Source organism: Dyadobacter sp. AC419, assembly GCF_979253085.1.
The window spans coordinates 109,987-120,334 of sequence record NZ_CEEDCD010000022.1; the positions used below are offsets into that span (position 1 = coordinate 109,987).

A 10,348-nucleotide genomic window follows, 5' to 3' on the forward strand; every position below is an offset into this window, starting at 1 on the left:
CTATCTTGCATTATTACCTCAATCCACCAACATGAGAAACAAACTCTTGACAATCGCTTTCATGAGCGCAATGGCATTAAATCAGGGATGTGATACGAAGAAAGAAGAAGCCAAAGACGAAGCAACCAAAAAACCATTAAGCCTGATCGTGGTTGAACCGGGGCACTTTCATGCCGCATTGGTTCAGAAATCCATGTATCCGGACGTCGATTCGGTCGTGCATGTTTATGCCTCCGAAGGCCCGGATGTGAAGGCGTATCTGGATAAAGTTGAGAAATACAATGCGAGTCCAACGGACCCGACGCGCTGGAAAGAGGAAGTTTACACAGGTTCTGATTTTCTTGAAAAAATGCTTTCGGAAAAGAAGGGAAATGTGGTCATACTGGCTGGAAACAATCAAAAAAAGACCGACTATATTAAGCAATCCGTTGATGCGGGCTTGAATGTGCTTGCGGATAAGCCTATGGCGATTGATGCCGCTGGTTTTGAAAAACTAAAAGAAGCATTTGCAAGTGCTGAAAAGAACAAAGTGCTCCTTTACGACATCATGACCGAGCGTTACGAGATCACGAATGCATTACAGCGCGAATTGGCCAATATGCCGGACATTTTCGGTGAATTACAAAAAGGAACCGCAGAAAATCCGGCCGTTGCAAAGGAAAGTGTGCACCATTTTTTCAAATACATTTCTGGTGAACCGTTAGTGCGTCCTACCTGGTTTTTTGATGTAAAACAGCAAGGCGAAGGAATGGTGGACGTTACCACGCATTTGGTGGATCTTGTTCAATGGAGCTGTTTCCCAAACACGGAATTGGACTACAAAAAGGACATTAAACTTCTTTCCGCAAAACGCACCGCTACGAAGCTTACCAAATCTCAATTCAAGCTCGTAACCAAAAGCGATAACTTCCCGGACTTCTTGAGCAAGGACGTAAAAGACACAACATTAAGCGTCTACGCGAATGGCGCGATGAATTACACGTTAAAAGGCGTCCACGCGAAAGTCTCTGTACTATGGAATTTCCAAGCCCCAGAAGGCACCGGCGACACGCATTACTCGATCATGAAAGGCTCCAAAGCCAACCTCATCGTCCGCCAGGGCAAAGATCAGAAATACAAGCCCGTGCTTTACATCGAAACCGTTGACAAAGGCAAGGCCTACGAAGACGCCGTTGCCAACAGCTTCAAAATGGTGCAAGGAAAATATCCTGGCATTGAGCTAAAAAAGAACGCAGCAGGCTGGGAAGTGGCAATTCCTGCAAAATACGACAACGGCCACGAAGCACATTTCGCACAGGTTGCTAATAAATATATGGAATATTTGAAGGCTGGGCAGTTGCCTAGGTGGGAGGTTCCTAATATGATTGCAAAGTATTATTTGACGACGCTGGCTTTGAAGGAGGCGAAGTGATTCAGGGGATCGAATTTGTGAATATTTGAATGTTATCCGTTGCTTGAAAGCAACGGGCATGTCTGGGGGAGGGTTTTTGGGTTGGGGATATTGATGTATTTGTGTTCTCATTTTTGTATTCTTATCAACGCAAACCCCACTTTCCCAAACACACCTCTACCCGAAATCTCACTCATTCCACCGACCCGTTTTGATACTGTCAAGTCATCCCGATATTCCGCTGACATGGTTAATCGCGACCACTTAATTCCGAGCGCAACTGACGCCACAGGAGATATACGTTGAAAGCCAAACACATCAGAGTGAGCTATCCTACCAAATGTTCTTTCCTGTTGTATAGCAGACATGAAAACGTTCGCGCCCAACTTTCCATCTAAAAAAATGTTAACCTTAGCTTTCGGGATAAGATACCACCGCAATCCAGCGTCCACAGCTCCTCTGTGGTGCACCTCACTAAGATAATGTTGTGCAGCTGTCTGGTTGTATTCATGGAAAAGCAGCGGATGCACTTTTTTTTGCGCGTAACCCACCTGTCCAAGCACAGACCACCTTGAATTCAAAGACCTTTCAAAATAGAAACCAGCGCCCCATGAGCGACTGGAAGAAAAATCAATGATCGATCCCTCATATGATCCTTGCGGTACATCTTCCTTATGATACCAATCCCGTCCATAATCTCCTTGAATGCCAAACTCCCAATATGGAGCGCGTTGCTGCGCTATGGCTGAAAAACTAAAAACAAGAGAGCTGAAAAGTAAAACTATTATTCTCATAACCTGGGCAGCTAAGTAATGGATACGGCATGAATGACTATTAACCAACAAGTTACTTAAAATTTTCAGCTTACAAATAAAAGGTTATTTCCCTTTTCGAATCCCCTCCACCTTCTCGAAAAATTCCAGCAACTCCTTAAACGAAAAGTAAGTGTTACTCAAATTTTCATTTCGACCCAGTTCGTTTTGGGCGAGCATGAAACCGCTGAACATTGTCCAGAGTTCGTTGGTCCAGCTTTCGGCGGTGCTGCTGCTGAGCAATGCGCTTACTTCCTTTCCATAAGCGATCCATTTCGCATTGTCTGGCTCATTAATGTGTGTTTTTGCGTTCATTTATGGGGTTTTAAATGTGTAACTGGAAATGTGTTTCCGAACTTTCAATTTGTAATCTGGCAAAGCACGGAATTCCTGCAAACTAAACGCACTGTCTCCCGCCGGTACATTACTCCGAAATGCTTGTAAAATACTCGGAGACTTACCGATAGATTTATATAAATTGCCTTTTTAACAAACCACATTCCCGCATGACACATACTACGCCCAACCCAAAAATCCACGAAGGCCGCAACCTGAAACGATTCCGCGAAATGCTCGGAATGAAACAAGACGTCCTCGCCATGGAACTTGGCAGCGAATGGAACCAGCAAAAGGTTTCGCTACTGGAACAAAAGGAAAAGATAGATTCCGACATCTTAGAGCAGGTTTCGGCAATCTTGAAAATGCCCGTTGAAGCGATCCGGAACTATGATGAAGAGCAGGCCGTGAACATTATTGCTAATACATTTAATGATAGCGCAATGTTGAATGCTGTAAATAACAACCCAACTTTTCACCCAGTTGACAAACTCATTCAACTTCATGAGGAGAAAATTGCTTTGTATGAGCGGATGTTGAAGGAGAAAGATGAGATGATGGGGCGGCTGGAGCGGTTGATTGGGGGGAAGTGACTTTTTGTGGAGAAGGTTATCGTAACTTTGTAAGTGTTCGGAAATGACTGAAAAAGAGCTTTATATAATTGCCGGTTGCAATGGAGCTGGAAAGACTGCCGCCTCATTTTCCATATTGCCTGAGATTTTAGAGTGTAAGGAATTTGTAAATGCTGATGAAATCGCAAAGGGCGTATCTCCATTTCAGCCAGAAAAAGTAGCTTTGGAAGCTGGTCGAATAATGTTAAATAGAGTCAATGAGTTGCTTAATGGCGAGGAAAGCTTTGCATTTGAAACAACATTATCTACCAGAAGCTATAAACAAAAAGTAGACGAGGCGAAAAGAAAGGGATTTTCTACTACATTAATTTTCTTTTGGCTCAAAAATGTTCGACTCGCCGAAGAGCGTGTAAAAATGAGAGTCGCAGAAGGAGGACATAATATTGAGCCTGATGTGATAAAACGAAGATATCGGAAAGGCATTAAGAATTTATTTGATATTTATTTGCCAATTGTCGATCATGCATTTATCATCGACAATTCATTCGAGAAAGAAGAACTAATAGCACATAGGGCAAAAGATACGGAGTGGGAGATCATTGACAGTGAAAAGTATAATCAACTAAGACATTACTATGAGCACAATTAAAAAGCAAAAGGAATTACAGGAAAAAATCATTTTAGGGCTCAAAAAAACCCATGATAACGTCATTGCATTCAAAAAACAAAAGAATACCGAGCTTGTTGTGATGAGGGGTGATGAGATTGTAAAAATCAAGCCTTGGGAACAATAAGAACAGTTCCAGGATGAATAAGTGTATCCGCCCCAATGATCACATTAACCGTTAGTTTCTTCACACCAACCGAATATTCATTTCCTCCTTAAAGCAGTTTCAATTGTCATAGTATTACAGTGGTTAAAATCCACATTTAAACTTAATACTTATGAACAAACTGTTTAGAAAAATCACATTCTTGTCTGGCGCTGCGTGCAGTTTCTTTCTGATCTCATGTCAGGAAGAAGCAATTGATACGGCGATTCAACCTGCGATTAAGAATCAGGAAACTGCTTTGGCGCCGCCGGTTATGATCGCTGAATTAAGATTATCGAAATTTGGTAACGACACACTGATCTATAATCCGGACGGGCGGATCAAGCAGCGAATCAATGCTGAGGGATACAGCGTGTTTCGAACGGATTATAAATACGCTAACAATGCGATTACGGCATCCAAATACAAGAATGACATCCTGCAATGGAGATCAGAGTGGCGCCTGGAAAATGGCCGTGCCGTGGAACTGAAAAGGAAAGATTATCATGTAGGCGGTGTCATAGGCGAAGAGACTTCGTACATAGCTTATCACTACAACAATCAAAATCAGCTTGTTAAGCTGCTCATCAATGAAGGCAAGAAAAGGACTGTAACATTGTCTTATGATAACTTGGGCAACGTCGTGAAATTCCTGTTCGTGAAAAATACCGATACGGGTGATGTCTTCCAGGAGCTGGTAAAATTTGATTACACAGAGTATGTCGGTAGTCCTACCCAACATGATAAAGGTTCTACGATCAATCTGCACGTTTTCGGGCCGCAAGGACTCTCTTGGATGGGTGATCGTTATCTTCCGATTTTTGGAAAATTTGGTAAAAGTCTTTTGAAGAAGACAGTTTGCTCGAGTTCTTTTCCGACATATAAATATGCTTATGATCTGGACACTAACGGTTATGTGAAAGATCAAAAGAGTTACACAGAAAAAGGCGCACTCATTTATAGTGAGCAGTTGAAGTATGTTTCGCCAATCACTGACACCTATAAACGATAAAATTCAGCTTGTGTAGTTATCTGGTGGAGCGAAAAAAGGGGATGAAGAAATCAATTCTTCATCCCCTTTTCCAGTATTAATATATTCTAACTCACTTTCCCCATCACATACATTTCTTCCATCGTCGGTGAGGGAACGCCGCCTTCTTTTTCAAGCGTGATGGCAAAGGCAACTGCGCCGGGCTTTGTGTTCTTCATTTTCAGAACTTTTCCTCCAAACTCATTGTCAATCATCCCATTGTCTACTGGCTTTCCATCCACAATGCTCCAAAGCTGATATTGCTTACCCGCAGGTGGTTTTGGCAGGTTTTGAATGTCGAGTAAAACCTGGTTAGTTGCCGTGTGCCAGAATGCTGAAACCGAGCTCTGCGGTGATTTTTCCAGTCCGGCCAAATGCACCGTTTTGTATTCGGGATTGCGATAAAGGCTAGCGAGCGATTGTGCATAACCAAATTCCTTTTCGATCGTTCCCATTTTGGAAGCCATTTGCTCATTGTCCTGCTTCAACTTGGTCATCTGCGTGGCCGACCAGCCCGCAAAAATGGCCAGTAAAACGGATGCTGCAATGGCTAGCTTCGCCCAGAATGGCGTTACTTCTCTCGTTTCAACTTGGTTAAAAACATTGTCTATCACCTTCGGTCCTTCGACAGAATCCGTTGGACTGACTGTGTTGAACGTTGTAGGCGCGCTATTGTTTATGCTTTGGTCAACGTTATTTTCACCTTCAATTTTATCTTCAGTTTCCTGTGCGGAATCAAAATTCATCTTGGCAAAAAGCGACTCTTTCAATGAAGCAGGAGGTGGCGTCTGATGTTTAAGTGCATATTCTTCCAATGCGCTTTCAGTCCGCAGCAGCTCTTCTTTTATCTCAGGGTAAATATGAGACATACACTCCACTTCCTGTTTTTCCTGAGGAGAAACAGTGCCCAATACATATTCCTCTAATATACCGGACTCTATGTAGGCTTGGATATTCATACTGCAAAGTATTGTTTTAACTCTTGTAATGCTGTTCGGATCCTTGATTTCACAGTTCCCAAGGGGATACTCAGCTCCTCAGATATTTCTTCATGCGTGTATCCCTGAAAATAGGCCATGTCGATGAGGATCTTCCTCTCGGGTCTCAGCATATTCACAATGGCTTTCATCTCCGAGCTCGATGTCAGAGAATCTTCGTATACATCCCTTTCATTCAGGACTGCCTTGTTGTCGATATCATCCATCGCTGGTTTTCTCCCCTCAACCCTTGCCGCGTCTATCGCACCATTTCGTGCAATATTCATGATCCATGTAAACAACCTTCCTTTTTCCGGATTGTAAGAAGCAATGTTCTTCCAGATTTTAAGAAAAGATTCCTGCAATACATCTGCGGCGCGCTCCTCGTCCCTCAACGTTTTTGAAATGATATTAAACAAAGCTCCTGAGTAATGGTCGTACAGAAATTCGAAAGCTGTTCGCTCGTTTCTCTTTAGAGCCAACACCAGTTCCTCTTCCGAGTATTTTAACTTACTAGTCGCCAAGAGTTGCTTAACATTTAATTGTATGTTACTAAATGGCAATCTAACGAATTTTCGGAAGAACCGGTCACGGCTATTATAAATTATTGTGTCCTGATTCCAACCATTAAAAACTCTGGTTAGCTGCGGTAAAGAGGGTTTCCCAAGGTGGGGATAAAATGTGTTTATCATAGTGTGTTTTTTCTTCATATACGAATAACACACCAGAATAGATCAACAATTTGTCAACTCTTGTTCAAGACATTAAAAGATTATCCTTATTTCCGGATTTTTTCGATCCGCAAGTGCGCCAGAAACAGGAAGAGTGCCATCAGGCTCAGCAGATAGATAATATTGCGCGAATCAACAAGCCCTTTTCCAAGTGCAAGATATTGCTGATCCAATGCTGCCCAGCTCAAAAGCTGAGCGCCTAACCCCACGCCGGCCAGCTGAGCGAGTGCTCCAAAACCGATATACCAGATAAAAGCCAGAAAAACGCATGCTATAAACGCAATGATCTGATTGTCGGTCAGCGACGAGGTCCAGATGCCCATGGAAACAATAACGCCGCAAAAAAGCAGCAGGCCAATGTACGAACCGACAACGGCTGCTGAGTCCACATTTCCTTCTGGGTTCCCAAGCCTGTAAACGCTGTAATAGTAGATAAGCGTGGGTAAAAGTGTGATCGCAACCAAAACCCAGTTTGCAAAAAATTTACCCAAAACCAGCTCGCTGTTCCGCAACGGTTTGGTGAGCAACAATTCCAATGTCCCGTTTCTGGCTTCTTCTGCAATGGGACCGCATGGTGATGGCCGGAATCAGAAAAAGCAAGACATAAGGGGCAAGCTGAAAAAACGAACCTAAATCAGCATAACCATAATCAAGGATATTAGAATCAGGAAAAACCCAGACGATCAGACCCACAGCTGTTAAAAATGCGGCCATCACAATGTAGGCGATCAGCGAATTGAAAAAGCTGCCTATTTCCTTTTGAAAGATTGCAAACACTATCTGAAGATTTAAATCGGGTGACCTTTACTCAAAGACTGGCTTTTCACGGCGAACGATAGCAGCTACGATCAATGCAATAACCAATCCTGTGATCACATATAACACAACAGTCATCGCAAACATAATGCCTGGCGACATGAGCTTCTGAGAAAACTCCATAGCCATATCAATTTCTGAATCATCCTTGCCTCTACGTTCCATATCCTCCCGCACTTTGTCTAGTGCCTGGGCAAGCATGGTGTTATCAATGAATCGCGTGTAAAACATTGAGAAAGCAGCGCTTAAGACACCCATTACAGCCGAGGCAAGCGCTCCCACGCCAACGCCTTCGCCAAACGAGATGTATCCTCTATTCTGCGTTTTGAAGTCTTTCATTGCCAGCACAATCCCTACGACCATGAAAACGAACGACAATGAGGATAATGCCTTGTTGTCTGAAAGCCCGGTTACATTAATGATCGTTGTAAAAATCATGATCACAACGGCGGTCAAGACACCATATTTGAGGGCAATGCGTGCGGTAGAGACTTGTTCTTCCATTTAAGTCGATTTAAGATTTGTTGTGAAACACACCATAATCCTGTTTTCTGAAAATCAGCGAAATCACAAGGATCGGGATAATGGCCATTAGGGTTTTCTTACTAACTTCATCCATAATGATCTCCGATCGCTTCATGCCGCCGACTCCGTTATACATTTTGGCAAATTCAGCTTCACCGATATTCTTCACCAGCTCAGCTTTCCCTTGCAGCATTAGGGCTTTCATTTCAGCAATGTAATTGGTAAAAACAGCAGGATCACCGTAAGTTACAAAAAAGTAAATCAGCCAGCCAGCAATCAGCGCCCCGATCGTGTTCACTACATAGCCGATTGTCAAAGCCTCCCAAAGGTGTAAAAACCCGTTCCCGACATTCTTGCGATAATACCAGCAAGCGCCTGCGATGAAAATGACATGTATGCCAAAATCAAGCACCTTGTTATTTCCCAATGGCACGATCCCGATCAGATAAAGACCGATAAAGAAAATGAATACAAGCACGCCTGTCATTAGTCCGAAAACGAGCGAAACTTTAAGTATTGGTTTATTAAAATATGCAATTATCGACTTCATAGATACCATTCCTGTTTTCCGTTGTTAACAACTCCTCTTACTTTTCCTCGCAACGTTTGTCCCAAAAATGGTGTGTTCTTCGATTTTGAAAAGCTTTTATCAAATGTCCAGGTTGTGTCCTGCTCGAATAATGTCAGATTAGCCAGACTGCCCTCTGCAATGTTGCTTGGCTGCAATCTGAGAATGTGGCGAGGAGCTGCCGTAAATTTTTCGATAACCTCTTCCAAAGACAATCCGCTATGCATTAACGCGAGTGAAAATGCGGTTTCCAGTCCGGTTATGCCAAAGTCTGCGTGATCAAATTCAAGGTTTTTGCTCTCTTCATCATGCGGATTATGGTCCGAAACAATCGCATCAATGGTCCCATCAGCAAGTGCTTCCCGAATGGCCTGCGCATCGGCAGCCGAACGGAAAGGCGGATTTACTTTCAGGTTTGTGTCAAAATCGATCAGATCTTCGTCGGTAAACGCAAGCTGGTGCGCGGCAATGTCGCAGGAAACCGGCAACCCGTTTTGCTTGGCTTCCCGGATCAAATCCACCGCTTTTTTCGAGGAAATCAGCGAAATGTGTAACGCAGGCGCATCGGACTTGTACATGCTTTTTTCTAATGCGTAAGCCAGCAATTTAAGGTCGCGCATCAGCATCATCTCTTCGGCTAACGCAGGCATTCCTTTCATGCCGATAAGCGTACTCGTCAGCCCTTCGTGCATTTGACCGTAAAGCGTCAATTGCTTGTCTTCCGGCCTGTTCATCAGCAGCGCATTGAGCGGCTGCAGATATAAGATGGTTTTCAAAAACAGATCCGCATTCTGCACCGGGTGCTCGCCATCTGTAAATGCAATCGCTCCGGCTTCATGCAAGTCGATCATTTCAGTGAAATCGACCCCTTCGGCTTTTCTCGTAACCGCAGCTGCAACGTGTAATTTCACCAGCCCGCCACTTCCCGATTGCCGGATGTAATTCAATGTGTCTTTGCTGTGAACAACAGGCTCTGTGTTCGGGAGCAGCACAATTTCTGTAAACCCGCCGCGCGCCGCAGCAGCACGGACGGATGTCAAATCTTCCTTATGCTCAAATCCCGGATCGCGGGAAGCCACGCGCATATCCACCCAACCAGCGGACACACACAGATCTTTGCCTTCCTTAACCTCGGCTCCATCTGCATCCAGATTGTCCCCGATTGCTTTTATCGTCGAGCCTTCAATCAGAATGTCCTTAACCTGACCGTTGAACGGCGATTGTTTATCAATGATTCGAGCTGAGCGTATTAATAATTTCATAAGCGTATTAAACAAACTGCCGGCTTGCATTGTGTCAAACCGGTTTCAAAAAAAAAGCTCCAAAACGGAGCTTTTAACCTAATATCAGGCACCTATAAACTTTTCGTATTCTTCGGCGGACATTAAACCAACTTCATCACCAGGGCTCGACAAGCTGATTTTCACCATCCAGCCGCGTCCGTAAGGATCTGTATTTACAAGTTCAGGCTCTCCGTCCAATTCTTCATTTACTTCCAAAACGGATCCTGCAACCGGAATGAACAGGTCAGAAACAGTTTTAACCGCTTCAACTGAACCGAAAACCTCTCCTTTTCCCAGCTCATCACCAACTGTATTGATATCAACGTAAACAATGTCACCTAATTCGTTCTGCGCATGGTCCGTAATGCCAATGGTCGCTATATCACCATCGATGCGAATCCATTCGTGATCCTCTGTAGACTTAAGTTCTGACGGGAAATTCATGGTTAAATCAGGTAAGTTGTAAACATCTTTGAACCGCAAATTACAGGATGTA

At 43.7% G+C, this 10,348-nt stretch carries 13 protein-coding genes and 1 pseudogene; 5 read left to right on the forward strand and 9 right to left on the reverse strand.

The genetic code is table 11. The features are described from left to right. The first annotated feature begins 31 nt into the window (after window positions 1-31). Window positions 32-1,411: a putative oxidoreductase C-terminal domain-containing protein gene (locus AC0IYG_RS19295; protein ID WP_471712722.1), complete on the forward strand. Its 1,380-nt coding sequence runs from the start codon at window positions 32-34 to the stop codon at window positions 1,409-1,411. Window positions 1,412-1,518: 107 nt separating this feature from the next. On the opposite strand, the gene AC0IYG_RS19300 is transcribed toward AC0IYG_RS19295, so the two are convergent. After that, a complete protein-coding gene (locus AC0IYG_RS19300) occupies window positions 1,519-2,184 on the reverse strand; it encodes a hypothetical protein (RefSeq protein ID WP_471712723.1) in 666 nt (221 codons plus the stop codon). An 84-nt stretch (window positions 2,185-2,268) separates the two neighbouring features. Then, a complete protein-coding gene (locus AC0IYG_RS19305; protein WP_471712724.1) occupies window positions 2,269-2,517 on the reverse strand; it encodes a hypothetical protein in 249 nt (82 codons plus the stop codon). 191 nt (window positions 2,518-2,708) lie between these two features. On the opposite strand from AC0IYG_RS19305, the gene AC0IYG_RS19310 reads away from it, so the two are divergent. From AC0IYG_RS19310 to AC0IYG_RS19325, 4 genes are all read left to right on the forward strand, one after another. Then, on the forward strand, window positions 2,709-3,131 hold the full coding sequence (locus AC0IYG_RS19310; protein ID WP_471712725.1) for an XRE family transcriptional regulator: 423 nt from the start codon (window positions 2,709-2,711) through the stop codon (window positions 3,129-3,131). A gap of 43 nt (window positions 3,132-3,174) precedes the next feature. Beyond that, the gene (locus AC0IYG_RS19315; protein WP_471712726.1) at window positions 3,175-3,759 is read left to right on the forward strand and encodes a zeta toxin; all 585 of its coding nucleotides are present in this window, start codon (window positions 3,175-3,177) and stop codon (window positions 3,757-3,759) included. Then, on the forward strand, window positions 3,746-3,904 hold the full coding sequence (locus AC0IYG_RS19320; RefSeq protein WP_471712727.1) for a hypothetical protein: 159 nt from the start codon (window positions 3,746-3,748) through the stop codon (window positions 3,902-3,904). Before AC0IYG_RS19315 ends, AC0IYG_RS19320 begins: the two co-directional genes overlap by 14 nt. Before the next feature lie 151 nt (window positions 3,905-4,055). Then, entirely contained in the window at window positions 4,056-4,934 is an 879-nt protein-coding gene (locus tag AC0IYG_RS19325) for a hypothetical protein (RefSeq protein WP_471712728.1), read from the forward strand. 86 nt (window positions 4,935-5,020) lie between these two features. Here AC0IYG_RS19325 and AC0IYG_RS19330 read toward each other — a convergent pair whose 3' ends face one another. From AC0IYG_RS19330 to gcvH, 7 genes and pseudogenes are all read right to left on the reverse strand, one after another. Then, on the reverse strand, window positions 5,021-5,911 hold the full coding sequence (locus AC0IYG_RS19330) for an anti-sigma factor (protein ID WP_471712729.1): 891 nt from the start codon (window positions 5,909-5,911) through the stop codon (window positions 5,021-5,023). After that, on the reverse strand, window positions 5,908-6,639 hold the full coding sequence (locus AC0IYG_RS19335; RefSeq protein WP_471712730.1) for an RNA polymerase sigma factor: 732 nt from the start codon (window positions 6,637-6,639) through the stop codon (window positions 5,908-5,910). Before AC0IYG_RS19335 ends, AC0IYG_RS19330 begins: the two co-directional genes overlap by 4 nt. 68 nt (window positions 6,640-6,707) lie before the next feature. Then, a pseudogene (gene gldF / locus AC0IYG_RS19340) lies at window positions 6,708-7,437 on the reverse strand (gliding motility-associated ABC transporter permease subunit GldF). Window positions 7,438-7,464: 27 nt separating this feature from the next. Next, window positions 7,465-7,980 (reverse strand): DUF4199 domain-containing protein, encoded by a 516-nt coding sequence (locus tag AC0IYG_RS19345; protein ID WP_471712731.1) that lies wholly within the window; start codon window positions 7,978-7,980, stop codon window positions 7,465-7,467. Window positions 7,981-7,990: 10 nt separating this feature from the next. Beyond that, on the reverse strand, window positions 7,991-8,551 hold the full coding sequence (locus tag AC0IYG_RS19350; RefSeq protein WP_471712732.1) for a DUF4199 domain-containing protein: 561 nt from the start codon (window positions 8,549-8,551) through the stop codon (window positions 7,991-7,993). Next, complete coding sequence (locus AC0IYG_RS19355) at window positions 8,548-9,831, reverse strand: dihydroorotase (protein ID WP_471712733.1); 1,284 nt, start codon at window positions 9,829-9,831, stop codon at window positions 8,548-8,550. Before AC0IYG_RS19355 ends, AC0IYG_RS19350 begins: the two co-directional genes overlap by 4 nt. Window positions 9,832-9,915: 84 nt before the next feature. Then, window positions 9,916-10,296 (reverse strand): glycine cleavage system protein GcvH, encoded by a 381-nt coding sequence (gene gcvH / locus AC0IYG_RS19360; protein ID WP_471712734.1) that lies wholly within the window; start codon window positions 10,294-10,296, stop codon window positions 9,916-9,918. Between the last annotated feature and the right edge of the window lie 52 nt (window positions 10,297-10,348).

Excerpts from the sequence above, each read along its gene's own strand:
- AC0IYG_RS19355 (WP_471712733.1), bottom strand. The coding sequence starts at position 9,831 with ATGAAATTATTAATACGCTCAGCTCGAATCATTGATAAACAATCGCCG.
- AC0IYG_RS19345 (WP_471712731.1), bottom strand. The coding sequence starts at position 7,980 with ATGGAAGAACAAGTCTCTACCGCACGCATTGCCCTCAAATATGGTGTC.
- AC0IYG_RS19325 (WP_471712728.1), top strand. The coding sequence starts at position 4,056 with ATGAACAAACTGTTTAGAAAAATCACATTCTTGTCTGGCGCTGCGTGC.
- AC0IYG_RS19310 (WP_471712725.1), top strand. The coding sequence starts at position 2,709 with ATGACACATACTACGCCCAACCCAAAAATCCACGAAGGCCGCAACCTG.
- AC0IYG_RS19315 (WP_471712726.1), top strand. The coding sequence starts at position 3,175 with ATGACTGAAAAAGAGCTTTATATAATTGCCGGTTGCAATGGAGCTGGA.
- AC0IYG_RS19320 (WP_471712727.1), top strand. The coding sequence starts at position 3,746 with ATGAGCACAATTAAAAAGCAAAAGGAATTACAGGAAAAAATCATTTTA.
- AC0IYG_RS19305 (WP_471712724.1), bottom strand. The coding sequence starts at position 2,517 with ATGAACGCAAAAACACACATTAATGAGCCAGACAATGCGAAATGGATC.
- gcvH (WP_471712734.1), bottom strand. The coding sequence starts at position 10,296 with ATGAATTTCCCGTCAGAACTTAAGTCTACAGAGGATCACGAATGGATT.
- AC0IYG_RS19335 (WP_471712730.1), bottom strand. The coding sequence starts at position 6,639 with ATGAAGAAAAAACACACTATGATAAACACATTTTATCCCCACCTTGGG.
- AC0IYG_RS19350 (WP_471712732.1), bottom strand. The coding sequence starts at position 8,551 with ATGAAGTCGATAATTGCATATTTTAATAAACCAATACTTAAAGTTTCG.
- AC0IYG_RS19295 (WP_471712722.1), top strand. The coding sequence starts at position 32 with ATGAGAAACAAACTCTTGACAATCGCTTTCATGAGCGCAATGGCATTA.
- AC0IYG_RS19300 (WP_471712723.1), bottom strand. The coding sequence starts at position 2,184 with ATGAGAATAATAGTTTTACTTTTCAGCTCTCTTGTTTTTAGTTTTTCA.
- AC0IYG_RS19330 (WP_471712729.1), bottom strand. The coding sequence starts at position 5,911 with ATGAATATCCAAGCCTACATAGAGTCCGGTATATTAGAGGAATATGTA.